The sequence below is a fragment of the Streptomyces sp. NPDC006140 genome, assembly GCF_040628815.1.
In the GTDB taxonomy this organism is placed as follows: domain Bacteria; phylum Actinomycetota; class Actinomycetes; order Streptomycetales; family Streptomycetaceae; genus Streptomyces.
The window spans coordinates 276,310-302,965 of the sequence record NZ_JBEXTS010000006.1; the positions used below are offsets into that span (position 1 = coordinate 276,310).

At 69.2% G+C, this 26,656-nt stretch carries 30 protein-coding genes and 1 pseudogene; 13 read left to right on the forward strand and 18 right to left on the reverse strand.

Features of this window, described 5'->3' with window-relative positions:
* Positions 1–18 precede the first annotated feature (18 nt).
* Both ABZ386_RS18725 and ABZ386_RS18730 read right to left on the reverse strand, forming a co-directional pair.
* Positions 19–1,752: a hypothetical protein gene (locus ABZ386_RS18725; protein ID WP_358965182.1), complete on the reverse strand. Its 1,734-nt coding sequence runs from the start codon at positions 1,750–1,752 to the stop codon at positions 19–21.
* Entirely contained in the window at positions 1,749–3,263 is a 1,515-nt protein-coding gene (locus ABZ386_RS18730) for an integrase (RefSeq protein ID WP_358965184.1), read from the reverse strand. Before ABZ386_RS18730 ends, ABZ386_RS18725 begins: the two co-directional genes overlap by 4 nt.
* A gap of 11 nt (positions 3,264–3,274) precedes the next feature.
* Here ABZ386_RS18730 and ABZ386_RS18735 point away from each other — a divergent pair.
* The 4 genes and pseudogenes from ABZ386_RS18735 to ABZ386_RS18750 all read left to right on the forward strand — a co-directional run.
* Positions 3,275–4,794, forward strand: a pseudogene (locus tag ABZ386_RS18735) (YifB family Mg chelatase-like AAA ATPase); the annotation flags it as partial.
* Positions 4,791–5,948, forward strand: a complete 1,158-nt coding sequence (gene dprA, locus ABZ386_RS18740) for a DNA-processing protein DprA (protein WP_358965186.1) — start codon at positions 4,791–4,793, stop codon at positions 5,946–5,948. The pseudogene ABZ386_RS18735 and the gene dprA, both read left to right, overlap by 4 nt.
* A 275-nt stretch (positions 5,949–6,223) precedes the next feature.
* Entirely contained in the window at positions 6,224–7,066 is an 843-nt protein-coding gene (whiG, locus tag ABZ386_RS18745; protein ID WP_114255562.1) for an RNA polymerase sigma factor WhiG, read from the forward strand.
* 93 nt (positions 7,067–7,159) lie between these two features.
* Positions 7,160–7,717: a helix-turn-helix domain-containing protein gene (locus ABZ386_RS18750; RefSeq protein WP_351341583.1), complete on the forward strand. Its 558-nt coding sequence runs from the start codon at positions 7,160–7,162 to the stop codon at positions 7,715–7,717.
* 158 nt (positions 7,718–7,875) lie between these two features.
* On the opposite strand, the gene ABZ386_RS18755 is transcribed toward ABZ386_RS18750, so the two are convergent.
* A complete protein-coding gene (locus tag ABZ386_RS18755; RefSeq protein ID WP_358965188.1) occupies positions 7,876–8,436 on the reverse strand; it encodes a M23 family metallopeptidase in 561 nt (186 codons plus the stop codon).
* 273 nt (positions 8,437–8,709) lie between these two features.
* Between ABZ386_RS18755 and rpsB the strand changes: the two genes are divergently transcribed.
* The 6 genes from rpsB (at position 8,710) to ABZ386_RS18785 (ending at position 14,000) form a co-directional block, all read left to right on the forward strand.
* A complete protein-coding gene (rpsB, locus tag ABZ386_RS18760; protein ID WP_114255565.1) occupies positions 8,710–9,603 on the forward strand; it encodes a 30S ribosomal protein S2 in 894 nt (297 codons plus the stop codon).
* A gap of 178 nt (positions 9,604–9,781) precedes the next feature.
* Complete coding sequence (tsf, locus tag ABZ386_RS18765) at positions 9,782–10,618, forward strand: translation elongation factor Ts (RefSeq protein ID WP_031120911.1); 837 nt, start codon at positions 9,782–9,784, stop codon at positions 10,616–10,618.
* A gap of 184 nt (positions 10,619–10,802) precedes the next feature.
* Entirely contained in the window at positions 10,803–11,561 is a 759-nt protein-coding gene (gene pyrH, locus ABZ386_RS18770; protein ID WP_010044452.1) for a UMP kinase, read from the forward strand.
* Positions 11,562–11,749: 188 nt separating this feature from the next.
* Positions 11,750–12,307 (forward strand): ribosome recycling factor, encoded by a 558-nt coding sequence (gene frr / locus ABZ386_RS18775; protein WP_014675285.1) that lies wholly within the window; start codon positions 11,750–11,752, stop codon positions 12,305–12,307.
* Positions 12,307–13,434, forward strand: a complete 1,128-nt coding sequence (locus tag ABZ386_RS18780) for a phosphatidate cytidylyltransferase (RefSeq protein WP_356614730.1) — start codon at positions 12,307–12,309, stop codon at positions 13,432–13,434. The genes frr and ABZ386_RS18780 overlap by 1 nt, the downstream gene beginning before the upstream one ends.
* Positions 13,435–13,550: 116 nt before the next feature.
* Positions 13,551–14,000, forward strand: a complete 450-nt coding sequence (locus tag ABZ386_RS18785) for an SRPBCC family protein (protein ID WP_031120908.1) — start codon at positions 13,551–13,553, stop codon at positions 13,998–14,000.
* Between the two features lie 178 nt (positions 14,001–14,178).
* On the opposite strand, the gene ABZ386_RS18790 is transcribed toward ABZ386_RS18785, so the two are convergent.
* The 12 genes from ABZ386_RS18790 to ABZ386_RS18845 form a co-directional block, all read right to left on the reverse strand.
* Positions 14,179–15,414, reverse strand: a complete 1,236-nt coding sequence (locus ABZ386_RS18790; protein WP_358965190.1) for a site-specific integrase — start codon at positions 15,412–15,414, stop codon at positions 14,179–14,181.
* Positions 15,414–15,611, reverse strand: coding sequence for a helix-turn-helix domain-containing protein (locus tag ABZ386_RS18795; protein WP_161368203.1), 198 nt, complete (start codon positions 15,609–15,611; stop codon positions 15,414–15,416). The genes ABZ386_RS18790 and ABZ386_RS18795 overlap by 1 nt, the downstream gene beginning before the upstream one ends.
* Positions 15,608–16,984: a replication initiator protein RepSA gene (repSA, locus tag ABZ386_RS18800; RefSeq protein ID WP_358965193.1), complete on the reverse strand. Its 1,377-nt coding sequence runs from the start codon at positions 16,982–16,984 to the stop codon at positions 15,608–15,610. The genes ABZ386_RS18795 and repSA overlap by 4 nt, the downstream gene beginning before the upstream one ends.
* The gene (locus ABZ386_RS18805; RefSeq protein ID WP_184564806.1) at positions 16,977–17,162 is read right to left on the reverse strand and encodes a hypothetical protein; all 186 of its coding nucleotides are present in this window, start codon (positions 17,160–17,162) and stop codon (positions 16,977–16,979) included. Before ABZ386_RS18805 ends, repSA begins: the two co-directional genes overlap by 8 nt.
* Positions 17,163–17,247: 85 nt before the next feature.
* Positions 17,248–17,799 (reverse strand): GGDEF domain-containing protein, encoded by a 552-nt coding sequence (locus ABZ386_RS18810; protein ID WP_356670573.1) that lies wholly within the window; start codon positions 17,797–17,799, stop codon positions 17,248–17,250.
* 93 nt (positions 17,800–17,892) lie between these two features.
* Entirely contained in the window at positions 17,893–18,201 is a 309-nt protein-coding gene (locus tag ABZ386_RS18815; protein WP_161368207.1) for a SpdD-like protein, read from the reverse strand.
* 19 nt (positions 18,202–18,220) lie between these two features.
* Positions 18,221–18,379: a hypothetical protein gene (locus ABZ386_RS18820; RefSeq protein WP_184564812.1), complete on the reverse strand. Its 159-nt coding sequence runs from the start codon at positions 18,377–18,379 to the stop codon at positions 18,221–18,223.
* Between the two features lie 11 nt (positions 18,380–18,390).
* A complete protein-coding gene (locus ABZ386_RS18825; RefSeq protein WP_161368208.1) occupies positions 18,391–18,582 on the reverse strand; it encodes a mobile element transfer protein in 192 nt (63 codons plus the stop codon).
* A 22-nt stretch (positions 18,583–18,604) separates the two neighbouring features.
* The gene (locus ABZ386_RS18830; protein ID WP_358965196.1) at positions 18,605–19,273 is read right to left on the reverse strand and encodes a DUF2637 domain-containing protein; all 669 of its coding nucleotides are present in this window, start codon (positions 19,271–19,273) and stop codon (positions 18,605–18,607) included.
* Entirely contained in the window at positions 19,273–19,431 is a 159-nt protein-coding gene (locus ABZ386_RS18835) for a hypothetical protein (RefSeq protein WP_167396220.1), read from the reverse strand. The genes ABZ386_RS18830 and ABZ386_RS18835 overlap by 1 nt, the downstream gene beginning before the upstream one ends.
* Before the next feature lie 200 nt (positions 19,432–19,631).
* A complete protein-coding gene (locus tag ABZ386_RS18840) occupies positions 19,632–20,987 on the reverse strand; it encodes an FtsK/SpoIIIE domain-containing protein (RefSeq protein ID WP_358965199.1) in 1,356 nt (451 codons plus the stop codon).
* 2 nt (positions 20,988–20,989) lie between these two features.
* Positions 20,990–21,346, reverse strand: a complete 357-nt coding sequence (locus ABZ386_RS18845) for a hypothetical protein (protein WP_358965201.1) — start codon at positions 21,344–21,346, stop codon at positions 20,990–20,992.
* A gap of 156 nt (positions 21,347–21,502) precedes the next feature.
* Between ABZ386_RS18845 and ABZ386_RS18850 the strand changes: the two genes are divergently transcribed.
* On the forward strand, positions 21,503–22,234 hold the full coding sequence (locus ABZ386_RS18850) for an XRE family transcriptional regulator (protein ID WP_358965203.1): 732 nt from the start codon (positions 21,503–21,505) through the stop codon (positions 22,232–22,234).
* A gap of 28 nt (positions 22,235–22,262) precedes the next feature.
* Positions 22,263–22,733, forward strand: coding sequence for an NUDIX domain-containing protein (locus ABZ386_RS18855; protein ID WP_358965205.1), 471 nt, complete (start codon positions 22,263–22,265; stop codon positions 22,731–22,733).
* On the opposite strand, the gene ABZ386_RS18860 is transcribed toward ABZ386_RS18855, so the two are convergent.
* The 3 genes from ABZ386_RS18860 to ABZ386_RS18870 form a co-directional block, all read right to left on the reverse strand.
* A complete protein-coding gene (locus ABZ386_RS18860) occupies positions 22,721–23,281 on the reverse strand; it encodes an HD domain-containing protein (RefSeq protein ID WP_358965207.1) in 561 nt (186 codons plus the stop codon). The genes ABZ386_RS18855 and ABZ386_RS18860 overlap by 13 nt on opposite strands.
* Positions 23,282–23,678: 397 nt before the next feature.
* Complete coding sequence (locus tag ABZ386_RS18865) at positions 23,679–24,530, reverse strand: hypothetical protein (RefSeq protein WP_358965209.1); 852 nt, start codon at positions 24,528–24,530, stop codon at positions 23,679–23,681.
* Positions 24,502–25,311: a nucleotidyltransferase domain-containing protein gene (locus tag ABZ386_RS18870; RefSeq protein ID WP_358965211.1), complete on the reverse strand. Its 810-nt coding sequence runs from the start codon at positions 25,309–25,311 to the stop codon at positions 24,502–24,504. The genes ABZ386_RS18865 and ABZ386_RS18870 overlap by 29 nt, the downstream gene beginning before the upstream one ends.
* Before the next feature lie 233 nt (positions 25,312–25,544).
* On the opposite strand from ABZ386_RS18870, the gene rlmN reads away from it, so the two are divergent.
* A complete protein-coding gene (gene rlmN, locus ABZ386_RS18875) occupies positions 25,545–26,651 on the forward strand; it encodes a 23S rRNA (adenine(2503)-C(2))-methyltransferase RlmN (RefSeq protein ID WP_356671738.1) in 1,107 nt (368 codons plus the stop codon).
* The last annotated feature ends 5 nt before the right edge of the window (positions 26,652–26,656 follow it).

Below are 26,656 nucleotides of genomic sequence, written 5' to 3' on the forward strand. Positions count from 1 at the left end.
CGGCAGCGTAAGGGGTGGTCACGGGGCGAACTTTCCTTCCACCAGGAGCTGGACGAGAGCACGGTCGGCGTCGCTGACGCGTGCAAGGGCCGCATTCCAGGCCGTCGGGCCGATCTTCTTGCGCAGGTCCTTCAGCCGCAGGTGAGGATCGTGCCAGACCGCGGCCCACGCACGGTCGTCAAGGGCGGACCGCAGACTCTCCAGGGTCTGGTGCAGGTAGGCGAGGCGCGAATGGTGGCCGGGGTGGACGTGCGCGTTGCGGCAGCCCAGACAGAGCAGGAAGCTGGCTCCGCAGCCGCCTTCCGGTGCGGGCCACGGGCTCGTCGACTCGTCCTCGCAGTCCGCTGTCACGGTCTCCTGGTGGGCAGGATTCGCCCTGTCTTTGATGCTTCCGGCGAAGACGGCGGTCTGAGCCTGTTCGAGAGCCGCCAAAGCACCGGCCTCGAAGACCTCACGCGAGGCGCGCTGAATCCGCTTGTCGGGCAGCACGTAGACGCTTTCATGGGTGCCCTGTGTGTGCTGGAGGGGGCGGCCCTCGCGCGTCACTGTCGTCCTGCGGGACCGCTGGAACGGTGACCCGGTCAGTTTGTGGCTCTCTGCCCAGAACCTGGCGTCACCTTGGCCAACACCGAGGGACAAAGGGCCGACAGGGCGGGGGCGGTCCGGGTCCTGGTGGTGCCGTGCCGGCTGGTGCATGCGCGCGATCATCAAGAGATCGGTGCCGGGCGACAGACGGGCAGCCAGAGCGCGTCCATGGGCGGTGGCTTCCAGCGCCTGGCTGATCAGCCGCCCTGCGGAGTCGGCGCCGGAATCCGTGATGTTCTCCATGGAGAACCACCGTCCCTCGCCCGCCCGGCGCTTCTCCAGCTGAACCTGGTAGGTCACCGACGTCTTCTCGCCAGCCGACGGCAACGAGATCGGAGTCGGCATACGGTCATAAACAGAGAGATTCCATCCGAATCTGTCCGTAAGCAGGACGGCCAGCGAAGTGAGTTCCTGCCGGTCAAGGAACAGCCTGCCCCATGTCGCTATCGGGCCCCGCCCGCCCAGAAGGCGGTGATTCTTCACATGTGACTGCCCGCTCGGGTAGATGGTGTGCGGGACATTGCCGGTGCGTGCGAGCTGGTCGAGAACCTCGCCGAGCTGCCACTCGCGACTCCCGTCCACAAGGCGGCCAGCTCTCCAGCTCTCCAGCAGGCGCGTGTTCTCGCAGATCCGCATCCATGCGGACCGGAACTGCCGCTGCGCGGTCAGCACCACCTGATTGCGCTCGTCCTCCTCGTAGGACTGCTTGCTCGGCTGCGCTCCAGGAATACGCCGGGCCAGCTCTTCCGCTGCCGCGCCGGTGGTCAGCCGAGGGTCTCGCTTCAGCATCAGACGCACCTTGGTCAACTCATTCCTGCCGGTGCTCGTGCCGATGTTCTTGGCCCGCCAACGTTTGAGTAGCGCGGCGGTCAAGTCGTCCAAGTCCTCCGGAGAATCCTCGGAACCGGAAAGAAAGCGAGCAAATCCTAGTAGACCGCGCCAGTAGGATTTCGCGGTCAAAATACTGTTCCAGCCTTTGGATGCCTCGGCGAAGAGCTCAGCCAGCGAGCGCTGCATCGGCTCCGGCACCGGCAGCTCGGCGAAGTCGTACTCCTTCTTGAATCCAGCCTTGTTGGTGACCGTCACCACCAGCCCATCGGGGCCCAGCGGCGGCTCGACGTGGTGATCGGGCGGCGGTGGGACGGCCTTGCGTCCACGCCCGCTCACGACGCCACCTCGACGAGAGCATCGATGTCCTGGATGCCAACCGCGTCCCGGGCCAGTCGGGCGAACACCCCGTCCATGTCCTCGATATCCTGGCCCTCGTCGGTGGTCTCCGCGGCGGCAAGGATCGACTCGAGCTGCAGGTGGGACACAGGCGCGAGGTAGTGCCGCTTGGTCGTCTCCACGTCCGAGTGCCCCAGCAGCGTCTTCACCAGCCACCACGGGTCACCGAAGAGCTGGGCGAAGTCCCGCCGATCCTTCTTGGTGAGCCCGTAGCGCTTCTCGAACAGCTCGTTGAGCAGGATCAACATGTAGAGCGCGAATGAGTGCCGACCGGAGTGCGGCGTCGCGTACGGACTCTTCCCGCGCGCCTCCGCAAGCCGGAACCTCCGGTGGATCGCCCTCTCTTCCTCGGTGATCAGGACCTGCTCGCAGCGCAGATTCGCCGCCCTGAACACACCGTTCCACCGGTCCGGGGCCATCGGCAGACCCTGCTCGGTCAGCCACAACCACGCCGGCTCCGGCCCGTCCGGGCCCGGCTGGAACAGCCACTGCCGCTCACGCCAGCCCAGCCGGCTCAACTCCTGGGCGCCGATGACCCCGTTCCGGTCCACCCACTTGACCTTCGGCCTCAAACCGCGGGTCACCTCCGTGATCAGCCGCATCACCGGCAGCTGGTCATAAAGGCCCCGCTCCTGGGCCCGCTGGATCGCCCACGCCCGCTCCGACTCCACATAGGCCTCGACCTGGCCGACCGAATCCACCGACGCGTAGTAGGTCCGGCTGTTCTTGGACCTGGTCAACGCACTCGCCAGCTGGCCGTGCATGTAGCGGCCGCGGCGAAGACGCTGGGTTGGCAGCTCCAGCGTCAGCAGCGAGCCGCACTCCTGTCTACGCAGCCCCGAACTCAGCACCAGCTGCACGAAGCTGGTGTTCCGCAGCTCCGTGCGCGATTCCCACCCCAGCACGGCGACGCCGGCACGGGTATGGCCGCGCAGCCCAATGTCCAGCCACAGGTCCCAGGTCCGCGGCGTCAGCCACGACACCCGCGCACTCACCGAGTCCGGCGCCCTGTCCTCGGGCCGGGAGACATCCACCGGTAGCGGGTAGACCTTGCCCCACTTGAACAGCTTCGTGAACGCGGCCGCTTCACGGTTCCACTTCGACCCACCGATCCGGCCCGGGTTCTCCGGCGCATCGCACCGCCAGTGCCGATAGTCCGCAAGATCCTGCCGCGTTGCTTCCTGCCACGACAGCCCACGCGAGGACAGGAAATTCAGCAGCGGTCGGTAATCCGTTCCGTAATTACGCTTCGTTTCCCGTTCCAGATTCCGGAAGACCTCGGACCGTACGAAATCCAGGAAACCCCGGTCCACCATGCCGTCCGGACGTATGTAAACCGGATCGCCCGGCCTCAGGCCGATGCGGGCCACCGACTCTGGTAGGTCCTGTACCCCCAAGACGCCCTCCGCCGGCAGAGTTCCCCACTGCCCTAGATCCGGCACCCATTCCATGTGCCACTCGCCCAACTCGATCCCCTCCTGATGCGCTTGAACACATCAGATCATCAGGGAACTGGCCAACTCGGGCGCGGCCTGGCCGCAGAAGAAACTCACGGTGGGCCTGAGCCCGGCCTCCGTACCGAAGTCCGGCAGCGGCTTCGACCTGGCCGTCGCGGCGGCGGTCCTCGGCGCGGCGGAACGCATCGACCCGCGGGTCCTCGCCGACATCGTGATGATCGGGGAGCTGGGGCTGGACGGGCGGGTGCGACCGGTGCGCGGGGTGCTGCCGGCGGTGCTGGCGGCGGCGGACGCGGGGTATGAGCAGGTGGTGGTGCCGGAGTGCGCGGCGGCCGAGGCGTCCCTCGTGCCCGGGGTCTCCGTCCTGGGCGTCCGCAGCCTGCGGCAGCTGATCGCCATCCTGGCCGACGAACCCGTACCCGAAGAGGAGCCCGACGAACTGGGACGCCCGGACCCGCTCCTCGCCGGCCTGCGCGTGCCCGGCACGGGCGCGGCCACCGGCATGCACAGCATCGGCGCCGCCCAGCACGACCACGGCCACGACCTCTCGGACGTCGTGGGACAGACGTCGGCGCGCACGGCGGTGGAGGTGGCCGCGGCGGGCGGGCACCACCTCTTCCTGGAAGGGCCGCCCGGGGCGGGCAAGACGATGCTCGCGGAGCGGCTGCCCACCATCCTGCCCCGGCTCGGCCGGCAGGAGTCGCTGGAGGTCACCGCGGTCCACTCGGTGGCGGGCCTGCTGCCTCCCGGCAAGCCGCTGATCGACGTCGCCCCGTACTGCGCCCCGCACCACTCGGCCACGATGCAGGCACTCGTCGGCGGCGGCCCTGGCATCGCGCGGCCCGGCGCGGTGTCGCTGTCCCATCGCGGGGTGTTGTTCCTGGACGAAACGCCGGAATTCAACAGCCAGGCCCTGGACGCCCTCCGCCAGCCGCTGGAGGCCGGGCACGTCGTGATCGCGCGCAGCGCGGGAGTCGTGCGCTTCCCGGCGAAGTTCCTCATGGTGCTCGCGGCCAACCCCTGTCCGTGCGGCCGGTTCTCCCTGCGGGACGACCTGTGCGAGTGCCCGCCCTCGGCGATCCGCCGGTACCAGGCGAGGCTCTCCGGGCCGCTGCTCGACCGCGTCGACCTGCGCGTCGAGGTGGACCGCGTCACCCGCACCGAGCTGACCGCCTGCGGTGCCCGGGGCGAGTCCACCGCGACGGTCGCCGACCGGGTCCGGGCGGCCCGGGAGCGGGCTGCGGAGCGTCTGGCGGGCACTCCCTGGCGGACGAACAGCGAGGTGCCCGGCCGCGAGCTGCGCAGCCGCTGGTACGCAACCTCCGGGGCGATGGAGGAGGCGGAGCGGAACCTGGAGCGGGGCGTCCTGACCGCCCGCGGGCTCGATCGCGTCCTGCGCGTGGCCTGGACCGTAGCCGATCTCGTCGGCCACGACCGGCCCGACGCGACGGACGTCGCCCTCGCGCTCCAGCTGCGGACAGGCGTGCCGAGGGGCGTGCCCATGGCCATCGGGGCGCTGACGTGAGCCTCCTCGACGACCCGGACGACGAACTGCTCGCCCGCGTCTTCCTCACCCGGGTCATCGAGCCCGGGGACGAAGCCGGTGGGCGGTGGGTGCGGGAGTTCGGGGTCGGGGGAGTGGTGCGGCGGCTGGTGGAGGGCGGCGTGCCTCTGCCGGGGGTGAGCGGGAAGCGGTGGGCCGGGCTGCTGGCCCGGGCCGCGGTCGCCCGGCCGCGGCGGGATCTGGAGGTCGCCCGGGACGCCGACGTGCGGTTCGTGTGCCCCGGGGACGCCGAGTGGCCCGGGCAGCTCGACGATCTCGGGGACGCCCGGCCCGTGGGCCTCTGGGTGCGGGGGAAGCCCAGCCTGCGCATGTGGGCGCTGAGGTCGGTCGCCGTCGTCGGCGCCCGGGCCTGCACCGAGTACGGGGCGCACATGGCGGCCACCCTCGCCGCCGGCCTCGCAGAGCAGGGCTGGGTCGTGGTGTCCGGCGGCGCCTACGGCGTCGACGGCGCCGCCCACCGCGGAGCGCTCGGCGCGGGCGGCGCCACCGTCGCCGTCCTCGCCTGCGGCGTCGACCGGCCCTACCCGCGCGGACACACCCAGCTGATCGGCAGAATCGCCGAACAGGGGCTCGTCATCGGCGAGTTGCCACCCGGTGATCACCCGACACCGAGCCGGTTCATCCTGCGGAACCGGGTGATCGCGGCGCTCACCCGCGGCACCGTGGTCGTCGAGGCCGCCCACCGCAGCGGCTCCCTGGTCACCGCCCGGGCGGCCCAGCGCCTGAGCCGGCACACGATGGGCGTACCGGGCCCCGCCACCAGCGCGCTCTCCGCCGGGGTGCACGAACTTCTGCGCGCGGAAGCGGCCCTGGTCACCGACGCCGCCGACGTCGTCGAGCTGGTCGGCGACATCGGGCAGCTGGCCCCCGACCGGCGCGGGCCCGTCCTGCCCCGGGACCTGCTGGAGCCGGCCGCCCGGCAGGTGCTCGCCGCGCTGCCGGGGCGCCGGGCCGCCCGGCCGGACGAGATCGCGCGCCGCGCACAGACCGCACAGGACGACGCGATCGCGAGACTGTACGAACTCCGAGCACTCGGTTACGTCGAACGACACGGCGACGGCTGGAAGTTGACACGCCAGGCGGTGATGTCGGTCCGCGGCGGTCCCGAGCCGTGAGCACCGCCCGTGTTCGGCCGTCCGGGGGAACCCCGACACCCCTTGGAAATTCGCCCAGTTGGGGTCCTCCGGTCAGCGCGCCGAGCGATCGCGGCACCCCGGCGGGATGCCTTCCGGAACGTATCTGCGCCCCCGTCGACCACCGTCCTTCGCGCACCGCGACACCGCAGTCACGCTACGCTCACGAGGATCCCGACACGGACAGGCAACTCGACATCAGACAGACAGCTCACCCCAGCAGCACCACTTCGCAGCAGAACGGCACAAGGCGACGAATGCCCCAGCACACCTCCGGGTCCGACCGGGCGGCGATCCCCCCAGCCGCCCGTGACGGTGGCAGCGTGCGGCCGCCCGCTCCCTCGACGCTCGACGAGCTGTGGCGGTCGTACAAGGCGACGGGGGACGAGCGGCTGCGGGAGCAGCTGATCCTGCACTACTCGCCGCTGGTCAAGTACGTCGCGGGCCGGGTCAGCGTGGGCCTGCCGTCCAACGTCGAGCAGGCGGACTTCGTCTCCTCCGGGGTGTTCGGGCTGATCGACGCGATCGAGAAGTTCGACATCGACCGGGAGATCAAGTTCGAGACGTACGCGATCACCCGGATCCGCGGGGCGATGATCGACGAGTTGCGGGCGCTGGACTGGATCCCGCGCTCCGTGCGGCAGAAGGCGCGCAACGTGGAGCGGGCGTACGCCACGCTGGAGGCGCGGCTGCGGCGCACGCCGACGGAGGGCGAGGTGGCCTCCGAGATGGGCATCGCGGTCGAGGAACTCCACGCGGTGTTCAGCCAGTTGTCGCTGGCCAACGTGGTGGCCCTGGAGGAGCTGCTGCACGTGGGCGGTGAGGGCGGCGACGGGCTGAGCGTCATGGACACGCTGGAGGACACCGCCGCCGACAACCCGGTGGAGGTCGCCGAGGACCGGGAGCTGCGGAGGTTCCTCGCCCGGGCGATCAACACGCTGCCCGAGCGGGAGAAGACCGTGGTCACGCTGTACTACTACGAGGGCCTCACGCTGGCCGAGATCGGGAACGTGCTGGGCGTGACCGAGAGCCGGGTCAGCCAGATCCACACCAAGTCCGTGCTCCAGCTCAGAGCGAAACTGGCGAGCTTCGGCCGCTGACCTGGCCGGATGGTGTCGGCCCGGCGGGAGCCACTCCCGTCCGGCCCGGTGCGTCCGTAGAGTGTTGACGTGCCAAGGATTCGAGCGGCCTCCGTGGCCGAGCACCGGTCGATGCAGCGAGCCGCCCTGCTGGACGCGGCTCGTTCCTTGTTGTCCGAGGGCGGTACGGAGGCGCTGACCTTCCCGGCCCTCGCCGAGCGGACGGGCCTCGCGCGATCGTCCGTCTACGAGTACTTCCGGTCGCGGGCGGCCGTCGTCGAGGAACTGTGCGAGGTCGACTTCCCCGTCTGGGCGGCGGAGGTGTCGGCGGCGATGGAGCGGGCGGAGACGTCCGAGGCCAAGGTCGAGGCATATGTGCGGCAGCAACTGGAGCTGGTCGGGGACCGGCGGCACCGGGCCGTGGTGGCGATCTCCGCGAGTGAGCTGGACGCGGGGGCCCGGGAGAAGATCCGGGCAGCGCACGGCGGGCTCGTCGCGATGATCGTCGAAGCGCTGGCCGAGATGGGGCATGAGCAGCCCCGGCTGGCGGCGATGCTGGTGCAGGGGGTCGTGGACGCGGCCGTGCGGCGGATCGAGCTGGGGGCCGCGGAGGAGCCCGGGGCCATCACCGAGGCGGCTGTCTCCATGGCTCTGCGGGGTGTGCGGGGCTGAGCCCCTGTCGGGGCTGGGGCCGGGTAGGTGCACAGCTCGACGGAGTGGGGTGCCTCTCCCGACCTCTCGGCTTCGCCCGAGCAGGGAGACCCTCATCGCCCGCCTGTGCCGCCCCAGCGGCACGGTTTCCGCAGCTCACGCAGGAGAGCCGCAACTAGCTACGTAAGGGGCAGCAGCCGAGACGGCCCCCTGTGCAGGAGCCAGGGCGGCAGGAGCGACAGTGGGTTCAGGTATATCCCGCCCCGGCGCAGACCCCAGTGCACGCAGGGAGCGGAGCAGTGCGAGCCCGTCGCCGCCACCGTGCCGATGACCTCGCCCGGCGCCACCTCCTCGCCCTCCTCGACGGACGCCGTCACCGGCTCGTACGTCGTGCGGAGCGGGGGATCGCCGGTCGCCGTGAGGTCCACCGAGACCACCCCCTTGCCGGCCACCCGGCCCGCGAAGGCCACCCGGCCCGCCGCCACCGCCCGCACCGGCGTCCCGGGCGCTGCCGCCAGGTCGACGCCCCGGTGGCCCGGGCCGTACACCGTCGCCGGAGGTTCCCAGCCGCGCAGGACCGGGGGACGCAACCCCACGGGCCAGGTCCGGCCGAGGGCCGGCACCGTCGCGTCCGTGCCGGTCAGGGACAGGCTCGGCGGTGGGGACAGCAGGGCCGTCACCGTGAACACCAGCAGCAGGATCAGCCGCGTACACCCGCGCACACATCGTTTCGCTCGCATGCCGAAAGCGTCCCTGACCGCCGCCCGTCACCGGCCGTGGCTGTGGACCACCGCCCGGTTGTGGACAACGGCGTCACCCGGTGCCCCGCGGGTCCCGTACACTTCTGGTGGCGATCCGGGTCACCGGGTCGACTTCGCACGCCCCGATATGCAGCCCGGCAACGGGCCGTATCAGCGCCCCTCGGTCCCTCGTGGCACGGCGCGCAGCGGGCGTCAGGCGCGGAAGCCGTCCGGCATCCGCGGCACAACCGAGAAATTCAAGGAGAAACGGCCATGGCCGTCGTCACGATGCGGGAGCTGCTGGAGAGCGGCGTCCACTTCGGTCACCAGACCCGTCGTTGGAACCCGAAGATGAAGCGCTTCATCTTCACGGAGCGCAACGGCATCTACATCATCGACCTGCTCCAGTCGCTGTCGTACATCGACCGCGCCTACGAGTTCGTCAAGGAGACCGTCGCCCACGGCGGCACGGTCATGTTCGTCGGCACGAAGAAGCAGGCGCAGGAGGCCATCGCCGAGCAGGCCACCCGCGTCGGCATGCCCTACGTCAACCAGCGCTGGCTGGGCGGCATGCTCACCAACTTCTCGACCGTCTACAAGCGTCTGCAGCGCCTCAAGGAGCTCGAGCAGATCGACTTCGAGGACGTCGCCGCGTCCGGTCTGACCAAGAAGGAGCTTCTCGTGCTCTCGCGCGAGAAGGCCAAGCTGGAGAAGACCCTCGGCGGTATCCGCGAGATGCAGAAGGTGCCCAGCGCCGTCTGGATCGTGGACACCAAGAAGGAGCACATCGCCGTTGGTGAGGCCCGGAAGCTGAACATCCCGGTCGTCGCGATCCTCGACACCAACTGCGACCCCGACGAGGTCGACTACAAGATCCCGGGCAACGACGACGCGATCCGCTCCGTCACCCTGCTCACCCGCGTCATCGCCGACGCCGTCGCCGAGGGCCTCATCGCCCGCAGCGGTGTCGCCACCGAGGGCAAGGGCGAGAAGGCCGCCGGCGAGCCGCTGGCCGAGTGGGAGCGTGACCTGCTCGAGGGCGAGAAGAAGGCCGACGAGGCCGCCCCCGCCGCGGAGGCCGCCCCGGCCGCCGAGGCTGCTCCGGCCGCCGAGGCCGCCCCCGCCGAGGCGGAGGCCGAGAAGCCGGCCGAGGCCGAGCAGGCCTGACCCGTCAGTCCGCGTTGACGGCGGGAGCGGCACTCCATCACAGGTCGCCCCCGGGCGCGATGAAGTCCGCTCCCGCCGTTCACCCGTAGGTCAGCGGAAGGACAGCACCCCCGGGCTCCATGGGGGTGCATCCCGCAGATCTTCGATCTTCCAGACTTCGAGAAAGATTCACAGACTCATGGCGAACTACACCGCCGCCGACGTCAAGAAGCTCCGCGAGCTCACGGGCGCCGGCATGATGGACTGCAAGAAGGCGCTGGACGAGGCCGAGGGCAACGTCGAGAAGGCTGTCGAGGCGCTCCGCATCAAGGGCCAGAAGGGCGTCGCCAAGCGCGAGGGCCGCTCCGCCGAGAACGGCGCCGTGGTCTCGATCATCGCCGACGACAACTCCTCCGGTGTCCTCGTCGAGCTGAAGTGCGAGACGGACTTCGTCGCCAAGGGCGAGAAGTTCCAGGCCGTGGCCACCGCCATCGCCGAGCACGTCGCCAAGACCTCCCCGGCCGACCTGGAGGCCCTGCTCGCCTCCGAGATCGAGGCCGGCAAGACCGTCCAGGCGTTCGTCGACGAGGCCAACGCCAACCTGGGCGAGAAGATCGTCCTGGACCGCTTCGCGCAGTTCGCCGACGGCTACGTCACGGCGTACATGCACCGCACGATGCCCGACCTGCCCCCGCAGATCGGTGTCCTCGTCGAGCTGGACAAGCCGAACGCGGAGATCGCCAAGGGCGTCGCCCAGCACATCGCCGCCTTCGCGCCGAAGTACCTCTCCAAGGAGGACGTGCCGGCCGAGGTCGTCGAGTCCGAGCGCCGCGTCGCCGAGGAGACCACCCGCGCCGAGGGCAAGCCCGAGGCCGCTCTGCCGAAGATCGTCGAGGGTCGCCTCAACGGCTTCTTCAAGGACGCCACGCTGCTCGGCCAGCCGTACGCGCTCGACAACAAGAAGTCCGTCCAGAAGATCCTGGACGAGGCCGGTGTCACCCTGAAGCGCTTCACGCGCATCAAGGTCGGCATCTGAGTCCGTACCGCGATCGACGCCCGACCCCGATAGGGTCGACAGCAGTCGTCCGCGTACGCCGTCACAGGGGTGACGGACGACAGCAGATCTGACGAGGAGGCCATTGCCGTATGGGATGCGAAACACGCCCCGCCGGCAATGGCCTTCTTCGTATGCGCACCACGTGAAAGAGGCGGGATCCCCCATGACCACCAAGGCCCAGAAGAGCGACGACGGCAAAGTACGCGGCCGGTTTCTGCTGAAGCTGTCCGGAGAGGCCTTCTCCGGCGGTGGGGGCCTGGGCGTCGATCCCGACGTGGTGCACAAGATCGCCCGCGAGATCGCGGCCGTCGTACGCGACGGCGCGCAGATCGCGGTCGTCATCGGCGGCGGCAACTTCTTCCGCGGCGCCGAACTCCAGCAGCGCGGCATGGACCGGGCCCGCTCCGACTACATGGGCATGCTCGGCACGGTCATGAACTGCCTCGCCCTGCAGGACTTCCTGGAGAAGGTCGGCGTGGACTGCCGCGTGCAGACCGCCATCACCATGGGCCAGGTCGCCGAGCCGTACATCCCGCTGCGCGCCGTACGGCACCTGGAGAAGGGCCGCGTGGTGATCTTCGGCGCCGGTATGGGCATGCCCTACTTCTCCACCGACACCACCGCCGCCCAGCGCGCCCTGGAGATCGACGCCGAGGCGCTGCTGATGGGCAAGAACGGCGTGGACGGGGTCTACGACTCCGACCCGAAGACCAACCCGGACGCCGTGAAGTTCGACCACCTCGGCTACGGCGAGGTCATCACCCGCGACCTGAAGGTCGCCGACGCCACGGCCGTGACGCTGTGCCGCGACAACAAGCTCCCGATCGTGGTCTTCGAGCTGCTCGCGGAGGGCAACATCGGACGCGCCGTCAAGGGTGAGAAGATCGGCACGCTGGTGGGGGACCCCGGCAGCCGGGACTGAGCACCCCGAGAGCCGGGGCAGGGTCCCCGGGAACAACCCCGTCCGGGGGACGGACGGGACGGAGCCGGGCCGGGGGATGGACAATGTCCTGCCGGTCGGGAACCGTGCAGGAAGAAGACGCGACGCAGCCGGCCGCCGCCCCACATGGAACCGCAGCCGGGCCTACTCAAGACACGCAGGAGCAAGTGGTGATCGAAGAGACCCTCCTCGAGGCCGAGGAGAAGATGGAGAAGGCCGTCGTGGTCGCCAAGGAGGACTTCGCCGCGATCCGCACCGGCCGTGCGCACCCGGCGATGTTCAACAAGATCGTGGCCGACTACTACGGCGCGCCGACCCCGATCAACCAGCTGGCCTCGTTCTCGGTGCCCGAGCCGCGCATGGCCGTGGTGACCCCGTTCGACAAGAGCGCGCTGCGCAACATCGAGCAGGCCATCCGCGACTCCGACCTGGGCGTCAACCCGAGCAACGACGGCAACATCATCCGGGTGGTGTTCCCCGAGCTGACCGAGGAGCGCCGCCGCGAGTACATCAAGGTCGCCAAGGGCAAGGGTGAGGACGCCAAGGTCTCCATCCGCTCCGTGCGCCGCAAGGCCAAGGACGCCATCGACAAGCTGATCAAGGACGGCGAGGTCGGCGAGGACGAGGGCCGCCGTGCGGAGAAGGAGCTCGACGACACCACCGCGAAGTACGTCGCGCAGGTGGACGAGCTCCTGAAGCACAAGGAAGCGGAGCTGCTCGAGGTCTGATGAACGACTCTTCCTGGGGGGCGCCGCCACAGGCCGGGTACTGGGGGCCCACCGACCACCCGCATGGACACGGGCAGGTCCACACCCCCGGCCAGGGGCACGTCCAGGGGGCCGCCCCGGCGGGTCCCGCATACGATGCGCATGACGCGCCTCAGACTCGGCCCATGCCCATCGTGCCCGACGTAGCCGCATACGGCGGAAACCAGGATGACGACCGAGGGGCTGCTCGGCGGAGCGGCCCTCCGGTCCGGAACGACACGAATCCGGAGCCCATGCCCGACGCCTCGCAGCCGGCACCCAAGCCGCAGAAGAAGAGCGCGGGTCGCGACCTCAGTGCCGCGATAGGGGTAGGGGTCGGGCTCGGCGCGGTGATCGTCGCGTCGCTGTTCGTCGTCAAGGCCGTGTTCGTCGGCGTGATCGCGGTCGCCGTCGTGGTGGGCCTGTGGGAACTGACCAAGCGGCTGGAGGAGCGCAAGGGCATCCGGGCGCCGCTCGTGCCGCTCGCGCTCGGCGGTGCCGCGATGGTCGTCGCCGGGTACGTCCGGGGCGCCGAGGGCGCCTGGGTCGCCATGGCGCTCACCGCGCTGGCCGTGCTGGTCTGGCGCATGACGGAACCGCCGGAGAACTACCTCAGGGACGTCACCGCGGGCGTCTTCGCGGCGTTCTACGTGCCGTTCCTGGCGACGTTCGTCGCGATGATGCTGACCGCGGACGACGGGCCGCAGCGGGTGCTCACCTTCCTGCTGCTCACCGTCGTCAGCGACACCGGTGCCTACGCCGTCGGCTGGCGCTTCGGCCGGCACAAGCTCGCCCCGCGCATCAGCCCCGGCAAGACCCGCGAGGGCCTGCTCGGCGCGGTCGCCTTCGCCATGGTCGTGGGCGCGCTGTGCCTGGAGTTCCTCATCGACGACGGTGCCTGGTGGCAGGGCCTGGTGCTGGGCCTCGCGGTCGCGGTCAGCGCCACGCTCGGCGACCTCGGCGAGTCCATGATCAAGCGGGACCTCGGCATCAAGGACATGGGCACGCTGCTGCCGGGCCACGGCGGCATCATGGACCGGCTCGACTCGCTGCTGCCCACGGCCCCCGTGGTGTGGCTGCTGCTCGTGCTCTTCGTGGGATCCGGCTGAGCGGATCCGCCCGGCGAGCCCCCGTCCACCAGGGCGGGGGCTCGTGGTCGTTTTCGGAGAGGCGGCGGACCACGCGAAGTGGGACGATTCAGGTGTACGCCGCAAAGGGGGTCATCATGTCCGCCATCAGACAGTCCATCGATGTCGACCGCGCTCCCACGGACGTCTACGACTACGTCATGGACACCCCGCGCATGCCGGAGTGGCAGCTGAGCGCCGTGTCCGCGGAACGCCTCGACGAGGGGCCCGTCGGCATCGGCTCCAAGGTCCGGGTCACCCGGCACATCGGGCGCCGCACGATGCCGATGACCATGGAGGTCACCGAGTACGACCCGCCGCACAGCTGGGGCCTGCGCGGGATCGACGGCCCCGTCCGGGCACGGGTCCACGGCGAGGTCGAGCCGTTCGACGAGGGCCGCCGCTCCCACGTGACGATCGAGGTCGACTTCGAGGGCCACGGCATGGGCAAGGTCCTCGTCCCCTTCGTCGTCCGCCCCCAGGTCCGCAAGGAACTCCCGCGCAACGAGCAACTCCTCAAGGACCGGCTGGAGCACACGGGCGAGTAGGCGGTCTCACGCCGAGTGCCGCAGGCGGGGCACGGGCCACCGTGAACGATCTGCGACACTGGTTGAGCCATGCCTAAGCCCGGAGAACTGATGTGTTCCGGGTATGAAGAAGCCCCCTACCAGCGATGTTGTCGCCAATAGGGGGCTGTCTTGTGCCCGCTGGGCCGTCTCTGGGCCGTCAGGGCTCCTGGGCCGTGCCGAAGACACCGTCAAGGGCGCGGCGGGCTCGCTCGCTGCTGCTGGGCATCAGGTGGGCATACACCCGCAGCGTCATCGCCGGATCGGAGTGCCCGAGGTATTCGCTCACGGCCTTGATGCTCTCGCCCGCGTCGAGGAGGACCGAGGCGTAGAAGTGGCGGAGGGCGTGCATTCCGTGCTGCCGGGCGGAGGCGTACGGCTGGCCGGGTTCGGGCGTCGGGATGAGGCCGGCGGCCGCGAGGGCGGGCTTCCACTCCTGGATGTTGAAGTTGCTTCGCCAGACGATGCCGTCGGCCGTGTTGGTGAAGATCAGGCGCCGCTCAGTGAGCGGGCCGTCCGGCCTGCCCCACGGCAGTTTGATGGTCACGGGCGGGTAGCGATCCATGTGCCGGCGCAGGGCCGAGGCGACCGAGGACGGCAGCGGCACGTCACGCTCCTTGTTGCCCTTGGGCGGAGCGAAGACCGCTATGCCCCGGATCAGCTTGACCTGAGTGGTGACCCGCAGGGTGTCGCTGTCGGGCAGCAAGGCGTCTTCGGCCAGGCCGATGATCTCGCCCTGTCGGAGGCCACAGCCGCTGCCCACATCGACCATGGCTCGGTAACGCTCGGGTAGAGCCTCGCGGACTGCGAGCACTTGGGAGGGGAGCCACGGCACGACCCGGGCGGTCGAGACGGCCGGTGGGCGGACAGATGCCGCCGAGCATGGGTTCCGGGCGAGGTGGCCGTCATCCACGGCGGCCGACAGCACCGCGCGGACGTTGGCGTAGATGTTGCGGGCGTAGGTGCCGCCTATCGAGTCGTTCTCCAAGTCGCGCACGAACTCGCGGATGTGGACCGGGCGGAAGGACCCGAGCGGACGCGCCCCGATGCGAGGGAAGGCGTGCAGGCGGAGCCGGGTTTCCACTCCGATACGGGTGTTCAGATCGGTCGTCTGCCCGGCGATCCAGCGTTCCGCGTACTGCTGGAAGGTGATCCGGGCGGCCTTGGGGTCGACGTACTGGCCACGGGACATGTCGGCGGCCGTCTCGGCCAGCCACTCTTCCGCCCGGCGCTTCTGGCGGTCGGGGAAGGACCGGCTCTTCTCGGTGCCGTCCGGCCCGACGTACCGGGCCCGGTAGCGGAGGCCGCTGCCGTAGCGGTCCGTCCTCACCTTTACCGGCTTGCCGTCCGGGCCTGTCTCGGTCTTGTACCAGCGATCCTGCACGTGCCCAGGCATCAGGCGGCCACCTCGGTCAGACCGTCGACCCACTGGCGAAGCCGCGCGGGGTCGTAGCGCAGGTGCCGGCCGACGCGGAAGGCGGGAGGACCTGTGCGCTTCCGCCGCCACTGATACAGCGTCTCGACCGGCACACCGAGCAGCTCGGCGACGTCGGCCGGGGTCAGGTACCGCTCAGGAAGGGTGCGGACGGTCATGCGGCGACTCCTTCCAGGGTCAGGTCTTGCAGGGCTTCCCGGGTGGTTTGGCGGTTGAGTTGGAGGCCGCGGGCGATGGTGGCGGCGAGGACGGATTCGCCGGGGGTGTGGCCATGGCCCGCGTACTGCCAGTCGGCGAGGACCAGGACGGTGTCCGGCTCCTGGTCGTCGAGTCCGAGAGCGGCGTGCTCCTGGGCGGCGCGGTAGTCGGCGCGGGCCTGGCGGAGGGCGCCGAGGGTGGTCGAGTAGCGGCGGGACTTCGAGGAGAAGTGGCCGCGGAAGCCGAGCATGTGAGCCCAGGCCCACAGGCGCCGGTCCGGGTACAGCGGGTCGAGTAGCTTGCACGCCTCGATGAGGCGTCGGGTGTGGTCCGGGACGCCGTGACGGTCGAGTTCGGAAAGTTCACCGATGCGGCGGTCGAGGGTGCCCGTGTTCTCGGCGGCCTTGGTGGCGTACTTGGCGACGTAGGAGGCGACGGCCTGTTCCGTGATGTCGGAGCCGTCCCCGAAGGCCTTGATCGGCCGGACGTCGAGCTGTCGGCCCCAGCGGAAGGTCCGGGCCGGTTGGTCGGCGACTGCCGGGACGGAGACCGAGGTGTAGGAGTGCGCGGCAGCGGCCCGGATCGCGTCGGAGAGGAGATCGACCGTGGCCCAGGTCGGCGGCGGGGAGCCAGGGCCGTCCGGTCCGTCGAGGCGGATCACGGCATGGAAGTGCAGCGCACCCCGCTTCTGGAACTCCGCGACCTTGCCGTACGACAGCCGGGCCGACTCCTTCAGCTCCCGTTGAGAGAGGCCGGCGCGGGCGGCGACTTCACGGCGGAGCCGGTTGGTGAAGCGTTGCCAGAGCTGTCCGGCGTGGTTGTTGAACAGCACCGTGCCCGCGTAGTCGTACGTCTCCGGGTCGAGGGCCGTGCCGAGGGCGGGATCTTCGGGGGTGTGGCGGGTGCCGCAGCGGCAGACTCCCCGGTCCGGGCGGTTGTGCACGCCGCCGAACGAAGGGGCGGTGAGGGTGGCAAAGACGCGGGGATGGTCGCGGACGGTGGCAGGGATGTCGCGGCGGTCGTCCCCGGCGAGCCCGGAGCGTATGAGGTGGTAGGTGTCGCCCGCGTATGTCCAGGCGCAGGAGGGGCAGCGGGAGGCCCGGCGGTTGCCGCAGGCGAGGCGGAGTCGTCCGCCCGGTTCCCCCTCGGTGGAGTAGTGATGCAGTGTTTCGCCGGTCGTCTTGTCCTTGTGCAGGACCCAGCCGGTCAGGTGGATGGGGTCTGCACAGCCGCCGGTGCGGCGGATCTGCTCGTGCCAGCGGTGGTAGTCAGAGGCCGAAGCCACCCTCAGCAGGTCGCCGAGGGTGGCACGGTCGAGCAGCTGCTCAGGCACGGGCGCCCTCCCGGTCGGGGCGGGTGCGGGTGACGCCGAGGCCGTCGCAGGCCGGGCAGTGGGCGGTGATGGTGCGCAGGTGACCACGGTGGTCGCGGCCGCCGAGGGTGACGGCGACGGAGGCGAAGCCGTCGCAGGCCGGGCAGATCCTCGGCGGGGGCGAGCTGTGGTGGGCCATGATGGTGGTTCCTTTCGATTGCGGTTGGAAGGAACGGCCCCGGGTGGCGGCGTGCTTGGCGGCTTGTGCGCCACCCGGCGGCCTCTCAGCGAGCGGCGCGGGAGCCTCGGCGGGTTCGGCCCTTGATCGCGTACATGGCCGTGTCGGCGGCGGCGAGGGCGTCCGTCAGGAGGGGCACCGGCAGCTCCGCGACAGGGCTGACGCCGACTGAGGCGGCGAGTGGGAGAAACGTTCCGTCATAGGGCAGTGGCCGGTGCAGTGCTGCCGTGAGCGCGTCGAGGTCGGCGGCGGCCAGGTCCCGGATCACGGCGACGAACTCATCCCCGCCCAGGCGGCCAGCGGTGCCGTTCTGCCCGCACCAGGCGTGCAGCCGGTCGGCGGTGGCGACGAGAGCGGCGTCCCCGGCGGCGTGGCCGTGGGTGTCGTTCAAGTTCTTGAAGTGGTCGAGGTCGACCAGGAGCACGGCCGCGTTCGGGTGCCGGCGGATGAGGTGCTCGGCCCGGGCGGTCCATCCGGCGCGGGTGTGCAGGCCGGTGAGCGGGTCGCGGCGGGCGCAGGCGAGACGGCGGGTGAGGATGCCGCCGTGTACGGCCCAGCCCAGTAACGGCACGATGCTCGCGGCTATGTGCAAGTCCATGGCGTTGCTCCTTGGCGATGGCGGTTGGCTGACGGAACCCGGTCCCAGGAGCGGCGGCGTGCTTGGCGGCGTGTGCGTCGCCCCTGGGGCCGTTCAGCGGCGGTGCTGCGAGGAGATGAGCGAGCGGATCACCACGGCGCAGACGGCGACGGACGCGCCGGTGACCGCGACGGCCAGGAGCATCGAGACCAGGACGGCGCCGACGACCAGGACCACGGCCGTACCAGCACCCACCAGGGCGAGGGCTGTGCCGGGGGTGAGCTGGATCGTCGGGCGGGTCGACGCGGTCGGCGCAGGGGCGGGCGTCGGGTGGTGCTGGACCACGGTGGTCGGCTCGACGACGGTGGGCGGGGTGATGAGTCCGGTAGGGCTGGGCATGGTGGGGATCTTCGGGCGGAGCATGGCGGTTCTCCCTTCGGGGCTACTTGCTGAGGGCGGTGTCGATCGCGGGGGCCAGGACGCTGTCGGCGAGGAGGTATCCACCGAGGAGGAGGACAGCGACGAGCCACCAGGGCGGGCGGAGGAACTTGACGCCGAGGTAGCCGACGACGGCGAGGGCGAACCAGAGGGGGACCTGCACGGCGGTGTCTCCTAGCGGACGCGGCAGCGGTGGGTGCGGGCGGCGAGCTGGGCGGCACTCTGGCTGGAGTAGTCGGCGGACCAGCCGCAGCGGTCAGCGGTGCAGACGGCGGCGTACTTGGTCTGGCCGTGGCGGTCACGGTGGGTGCCGATCTGCACGGGGCCGATCCGCATCACGGAGTGGAAGTGGTCGCGGGCGGGCATGGCGGATGGTTCTCCTTCCGGGTCAGGCGAGCTGGGCGGCGATGGCGTCGGCGAGGTGGGGCGGGACGCCGAGTCGGGCGCGCAGGGTGTCGGTGTCGATCGGAGCGCCGGTGCGGTCGCGGTAGTCGGCGGCGACCTTGCGGGCGTGGTCGATGAGCACGGCGGGAACCGCGGGCACCGGGTCGGCGGGCGGAAGCGCCGGCGGCTCCTCCACCGGGGCCGGGGCGGGCTCCGGGTCCGGCGTGGCTTCGGGGGCCGGTTCGCTGTCGCCGGCGAGATCGGGTTCCGGGGCCGCGGCGGGTGCCGAGGCATCCTGGATCCGGTGGTCGCCGGAGTGTGCGAGGAGGGTTCCGCCGAGGAAGGCGAGCGCGGGCCATCCGGCGATGCCGAGGCGGAGCAGGGCGGGTGGGTCGGCCAGGTCGAGGAATCCGGCGGTGGCGACGTTGGCGCCGAGCGAGGCGAACAGGGCGATGAGGAACCAGCACCAGGCCAGCCGGGACGGGCCCTCACTGCGGAGTCGTCGCCAGGCGGCGACCAGGAGCAGGTCGACGCTGACCGGGTAGGCCCAGGCTTTCCAGCCGTCCTGTCCGGCAGCGGCGGCGAGGTCGTGCAGGTGGGCGAAGGACAAGGCTCCGGCGATGACGGCCTGGACCAGGACGGCGTCGACGCGCAGGCTGTGACGGGCGGCCATCAGGACTCCTCCCCGGTCGGCGGTTCGGGGAGCGAGGCGGCCAGGGAAGGGCTGACGGCGTCCACGAAGTCGAGGTCAGCACCGGTCGTGTCGGCGTAGAGGGCGAGCTGGCCCAGGAGCAGGACCGTGCGGGCGAAGTCCTCGCAGTCGGGGCACATGGCGGGTCAGTCCTCCGGGGTGTCGTCGGCGGGCGCGTCCTCGTACCAGGGGCAGTCGCGTTCGTCGTGGTCGATGCCGGTCTCGGCGCCGTCGAGGTCGCCGCAGTGCTCGCAGAACATCGGGGGCTCCTTCTGTGATCAGGCATGGCGGGGTAGGGACTTGGCGCGAAGGCGGTCGCGCCGACCGGGAAGAGGCCGTGTCAAACCGTGACGGGAGCAGTCTTGGACAGCGGCACCAGGGCCTCGGAGGAGCTGACCAGCTCGGGCCGGAAGGGGGCCAGTTCAGGCAGGACCGGTGTGCGGTCGGCGTGCCGGTTGCAGGTGTTCACGGCCTGGCGGAGAGATGTGTGCGGGGCGCGGATGCGGTGCCAGCCACCGGTCGAGTCCCCGGCGATGGCCAGCCCCCGCACCTCGGCGGGGATCTGGATGGCGGCCAGGACGGCGTCCGGGGAGATGTCGCCGAAGGCCATGTTGGCACTGGTCTCGTCGTTGACGCGGTGGGCGGTACGACCGGTGAGCTGGGCGCGGAGCATGGTGATGCCCTTGCCGAGTTCGGAGCCGAAACGCTGTCCGCAGATCTCCAGGTAGATGCCGGCCGCACGGCCGAGCTGGGCGAGGCGGACCAGTGCGGTGATGATGCGGTCGCGGCGCTTCTCCTCCTCCTTGCTGGCGAACAGGGCGAGTTCGGCGACCTCGTCGACCAGGACCACGACCGGGACGGGACGGATGTCGTCGGGCAGGTCCCAGATGTCGGCGGCTATCTCGGCATCGGGCACGGCGGAAGTGATGCGCTGCTCAGCCCGGATGAGCTGATAGACGCCTTCCATGCGGGACACGAGCGCGTCGAGGAGGTCGGCGGCGGTGTCGGGGTTGTCAGCGAGGGCGGAGAACCGGCGGGCCAGCGGGAACAGCTCCACCCCCTGTTTGCAGTCGATGCCGACCAGGGCGACGTCCATAGGGGCGAGCCCGGCGACCAGGTTGCGCTGGTAGACGGACTTGCCCGATTCGGTGGCGCCAAGCGTGAGGGCGTGCGGGACGGCCCGGTAGTCGCGGTAGTGCACCGAGCCGTCCTCGCGCAGGGCGACCGGAACCCTCATGGGGCGGGTGTCGACCTTGGCAGGCATCTGCACCCGCTTGAGGACGTCGTAGCCGGTCATCCTTACTTCCACGACACCCGAGCACACCTCACGCGAGGTGACCCCGTACATGGAGAAGGAGTGGCGCAGCCGGTCCGAGGCGGCGGCGACGTCGAAGGCGTCCTGACCGGGGCGCAGGCCCAGCCGCAGGACCAGGCCGGTCCGGGTCGGCCGGAAGCGCAGGATGCGCGGCGGGCGGGAGTCCGGCACGGGCCGATTGGTGACCCGGGCCAGGGCCAGGCGCCAGCGCGGGGGCGGGACCGTCAGCCCACAGGCGTCCATGACGGAGGAGTAGCGGACCAGGACCCTCAGCGAGGCGAGGGTGACGCCGAAGGTCATCCAGTACCAGGCGGGGCGCCGCCACCGCAGGAGACCCGCAGCGGCGACGACCAGCACCAGAGCGACCGTGAAGGCGGTCATCGTCAGGCCGCCTTCGAGTTCGAGGCAGCGGCGGCCAGCGAGGTGACGGCGACCGCGCGGAAGGCGATGCCGTGCCGCTTCTGACCGTTGAAGTCGTTCTCCCACGGCCGCGCGATCAGGCCCGTGAGCGCGACCGGCGTGCCCATGGTCAGCTCACCGGAGATGCCCGGCTCGGGGACGGTGATGGAGAGGATCTCCACCTCGTCGTTGGCCGCGAACACCACATCGACCGTCATCAGCTTCGCGCCGGACTCGACGTCCATGGCGATCTCACCGGTTCGGCGGTCCTTGACCTTGGGCTGCGGGGTCTTGGCGACCATCACGGTCGCGGCGGAGGTGTCCACGGGAATCTGACGCATCGTCTTGTCTCCTGCTGTGGTGGGTTCTTGGCCGACGTCCCGTCGGTGACATCAGGAGACCGCGAGAGGGGGTGGACGCATCACGGCCCGTATGGACGTTTAGGGACGTCTGAGCTACCGTCAAAACGTCCCTACGGGTCCCTAGGAGGGAACACCATGGCGAACGAGCGTCTGCGGGCTGCGATTTCGGCGAAGGGCGAGACGATCCAGTCCGTCGCCGAACACGTCGGAGTCGATCCCAAGAGCGTCGAGCGCTGGATCACCACCAACCGGACTCCGCACCGGGGGCACCGCTGGAAGGCCGCGAGCTTCCTGGGGGTCGACGAGGTCTACGTGTGGCCGTCAGTCGAGAAGCAGGCCGAGAAGGCGAGCGCGTCGGAGCTGATCACGTACTATCCGCACCGCGGTGCCGTCCCTGCCCCGCTGTGGTCCTCCCTGATCGAGAAGGCGACGGACCAGGTCGACATCCTGGTGTACGCGGGACTCTTCCTCTTCGACAGCCACCCGGACCTGCCGGACCAGTTGTCCGAGAAAGCGAAGGCCGGCGCCCAGGTCCGCATCCTGTTGGGCGACCCGGATTCCGCGGCCGTGCGCCAGCGTGGCGAGGAGGAGGGCATCGGCGACGACTTGGCGGCGCGAGCGCGGATAACTCGCCGGTACCTGCAGCCCGCCATGTCGACACCCGGCGTAGAGGTCCGGCTGCACGACACGATCCTCTACAACTCGATCTATCGCTTCGATGACGACGTGCTGGTGAACCCCCACGTGCTCGGAGCTCCCGCCGGGCAGAACCCGGTGATGCACTTCAAGTACCTGCCGGGAGCGCGGACGTTCCGGCACTACATGCGCAGCTTCGACTACGCGTGGGACCAGGGCCGGAAGGCATAACCGGCTTCCGACGTGCGACGCTGAACGCATGGCACGCGTCGACTACTTCAACGATCCGAACGCCCCGAAGGCGAACAGCCTCGTCCCCTCCGTGACCGCCGTGGCCCGCAACGAGGCCGGTGAGGTCCTGCTGATCCACAAGACCGACAACGATCTGTGGGCCCTGCCCGGAGGCGGCATCGACCTGGGCGAGTCAGCGCCCGACGCGGCTGTACGTGAGACCAAGGAAGAGACCGGCTTCGACGTCGAGGTGACCGGCCTGGTCGGGATCTACACGAACCCCGGGCACGTCATGGCGTACGACGACGGCGAGGTCCGCCAGCAGTTCTCGATCTGCTTCCACGCCCGTATCGTCGGCGGTCAGCTGCGGACGAGCAGCGAGAGCAAGGAAGTGGCGTTCGTCGATCCGAGCAGGCTGGACGAGCTGAACATCCATCCGTCGATGCGCATGCGGATCGACCACGGCCTGGCCGACCGGACGGAGCCCTACATCGGCTGAGCGGCCATGCGGTCAAGGGTTCGCTCGACGGCGGCCTGGAGGTATGGACGCGCCTTGCTGATCGCGTTGTGCACCTCGCTGCCCGGCTCGTAGCGGACGAGGATCTCGTCAATGCGCGTGTCGAAGGGGAAGGACTGTCCGGCGGGGCCGGTCGTCATGTCGGCGAAGATCAGCGCGTCGAGGACGGGGGAGTCTTCCCGCTCGTAGACGGCCAGCTCTGCCGACAGACCGCGCTGCTCTGCTTCGTACACGGCCCCGGAGTGGTGAGCGACGAGCCGGACCAGACGCGCCGGCGCACCCAGTGCTTCCAGGTGACGGGCACCGTCGAGGGGATGGAACCCGGTCTCGCAAAGCTCGGGGGCGTAACCGATGTCATGCAGCCACGCTGCGGCGACGAGGAGATCCCGGTCAGCCTCGGACACAGCCGCGGAAGCCTCACGCGCCCGAGCGGCCACAGCCTGAGTGTGCAACCAGCGATTCCCGAGCTGGGGAAGCAGAGACTCGGCGAGTTCGGCCGCTCCCTGAGGCGTGTCCAGTGCAGAAGGCATGCAAGGAACGGTAGCCGAGACGAGCGGTGAGCCGACAGGCCACGATCGAACGGTTCGATCATGGCTGCGGTACAACTTTCCCTACTTCATCAAGGCCCGCGCACGGCGCGGGCGCGCGCCGCCTCTGCGGCGCGGCCTGCCTCCTGTCTGCGCCCCGGCTGGCCGCGCCCGGCGGCGCGCTCGGCGGCTGCGGGCATGAAGTGGGGAGACACCCTCTGTGGCTGGGGCGGTCGGCTCCACGGCTTTAGGCAGCCACTTTGGGGCGAGCCTCTAAGATCATGGCCCCAACGTCGTGCTTTAGTGGGCAGGTCCACAGACTGCCCGACGCGCCGGAAGCTTACGGGGCCATGATCACTCGCCCCAAAGCAGCTCCAGCCCAAAGCCGCTCCGCCGACCTTTAGATCGTCCCCCTCCTCGCCCATAGGGAATTTACGCGATCCTTCTGGCGGGAATAAATCCACGTAGGTACCGGTGGCGCTCCAGAGGTGGCAATGCAGTAGTCGCCATAGGCTGACAAAACTGCGCCAATGCGAGAGGAGGAAAGTTCATTCTCGGTGAAAGTCGCGAGAGAGTCCAGACGTCGGTCAAGGATCTCGCTTTTCGACTCAGCTGACCGCCAAGCCATGACTTCAGTCAGCTGCGTGAAGGCGGCCCCGGACGCCAGAGCGACTACAATTAGGCGAGCCAGGATTATGTCGTTCTCGTCAGAGGTTATTGGGATGGCGATTAGAATAACCCCGACGGTGACTGTAGAAAATACCCACAGCATGCGCCCGTAATACTCTGCCGCCGATTTATATAGCTGCTTCCCCCAGAAAGCATTCTCTTGAAGGTGGGCACAGAGTCGTTTCATGCCGAGAGGTGCATCGCTGGCGAAGTAGTCTGGCGGAACAGGGGCGGGGGGTGTTTCTCCGGGAAATGGAGTTACGCGACCAAACCAGTTACTAAGGTCGACCCTCTCTTCAACTGCTCCGAGAGCATCAAGCAGGAGCCCGCGGATCCTCCCCTCCTCGCCAGCGGAGTGACACTTCGCTGCCTTGTTTCGGGTGACCCAAGACGAAACCTGAACGCCCAACGCGATGAGTGCGGGAATGTAAGCGAGTGGACTCGTAATGAAGACCGATATGACGCTGAGAGTAAAGGTTGCCACCTGGAGCCACCTGCTCGCTCTGTACCCCTTGGCCGCCTTCTCAAGCTGCGCGTTGGCTAGTGCGATGATTTCATGAGACGACGCTTGGGAACTGGTCACCTAGCAAACTCCCCCAGTGATCGATAGCCCCTCGAATGTCTCCTTGCTGTTCACGCCGAAGGGCTTTATTGGCAATGGCTCGTGCTTCTGAAATCTTGGTAAAGCAATCTTCTCGATGCTGCGTGGATGAAGTTTTCGCAAATTCGAAGAAATCGACTATCGCGCGGGTGAGTGGTGGCATTCGGCGTGAATATGTGGCACTTGCGAAGTTTTCGATCTCGTAGGATGCGATGGGTTGCCCATGATGCTTACTCCACCACTTGATCACCTTAATTAGGTGAACGAAATCGCTTCCAAGTAGGGCACTCTTCTGATTAATCTCCTGATTTCGCCTTGCCGGGGTGTATGTGTTCCATTGGATTCGATCAGGCGACGGGATTCTGTAGGTAATTTCGCCATTGGTGCTGGCGGTATCTGGAATGGCAGGGATTACGTCAACGTCGGGACCTTGGGTGAAGTTGATGTGAACTGTATTTTCCGAGATGTATGCTTCCCGGTATCTAGGCTTTAGGGTTTCCAGTAGTTTTGCTGTGATGGAATGGGGGGTGGATTGCGTGGAAGGGTCTGGGCTTAGCGCGACAAGGATGTCTACATCGGAGAATCCTTGAATCGCTGTTGAGTGAGCCATGGAGCCAGTGACTTGGCATTCGTGAATCGCGGTCGCCTGTGAAAGGAACTGGCAAATTTCCTCGGCGCGATTCAGTGCGTCACCAATTTCACGTTGGCTCAAGCTGATGCGTCGAACAAAAAGTTCGAAACTTTTCTCCAGGGTGGCGTTCATGTATTCGATGCGCTCGGATCCTCAAGTGAAGGTGGCGTCAGGGCTGGTCCCACGTCATCCTGCCCTAGGAGTCGGACATTCGGTGGTTGCTCGACGAACTGCCTCCACCAGTCTCTGGGCCGTCCCTGGGCCGTCCGAGGCCGGCCAACGCTGACAGTCGGCACCCACAGGTGACCACCCCCACCCCGCTCCGGCCTGGGCTCCCGGCGGTGATCTGCCACACTGGACGGGTTATGCCTGCACCCGGAGAACTCACTTTCGTCGCCCCGCGCGGAGCCAAGAAGCCGCCGCGGCATCTCGCCGACCTCACTCCTGCCGAGCGCAAGGAGGCGGTCGCCGCTGTCGGGGAGAAGCCGTTTCGCGCCAAGCAGCTCTCGCAGCACTACTTCGCGCGGTACGCGCACGATCCGGAGCAGTGGACCGACATCCCGGCCGGTTCTCGTGGGCGGCTGCAGGAGGCGTTGCTGCCCGAGCTGATGACCGTCGTGCGGCATCTGTCGACCGACCAGGGCGCCACCCGCAAGACGCTCTGGCGGCTGTTCGACGGGACGCTCGTCGAGTCCGTGCTGATGCGCTACCCGGACCGGGTCACCATGTGCATCAGCTCGCAGGCCGGATGCGGGATGAACTGCCCGTTCTGTGCGACGGGGCAGGCGGGTCTCGACCGGAACCTGTCCACCGCCGAGATCGTCCACCAGATCGTGGACGGGATGCGGGCCCTGCGGGACGGGGAGGTCCCCGGCGGCCCCGCGCGGCTCAGCAACATCGTCTTCATGGGCATGGGCGAGCCGCTCGCCAACTACAACCGGGTCATCGGATCCATCCGGCGGCTCACCGATCCGGAGCCCGACGGCCTCGGGCTGTCGCAGCGCGGGATCACCGTCTCCACCGTCGGTCTCGTGCCGGCCATCCACCGGTTCGCCGACGAGGGCTTCAAGTGCCGGCTGGCGATCTCGCTGCACGCGCCCGACGACGAGCTGCGCGACACCCTCGTGCCCGTGAACACGCGGTGGAAGGTCCGGGAGGTGCTGGACGCGGGATTCGAGTACAGCGCCCGGTCCGGGCGGCGGCTGTCCATCGAGTACGCGCTGATCCGGGACATCAACGACCAGGCGTGGCGCGGTGACCGGCTGGGCCGGATGCTCAAGGGCAGGCCCGTGCACGTCAACCTCATTCCGCTGAACCCGACGCCCGGGTCGAAGTGGACCGCCTCGCGGCCTGAGGACGAGAAGGCGTTCGTGGAGGCCATCGCCGCGCATGGTGTGCCGGTGACGATCCGGGACACCCGTGGTCAGGAGATCGACGGGGCGTGCGGTCAGCTCGCCGCCACCGAACGGTAGTCTGA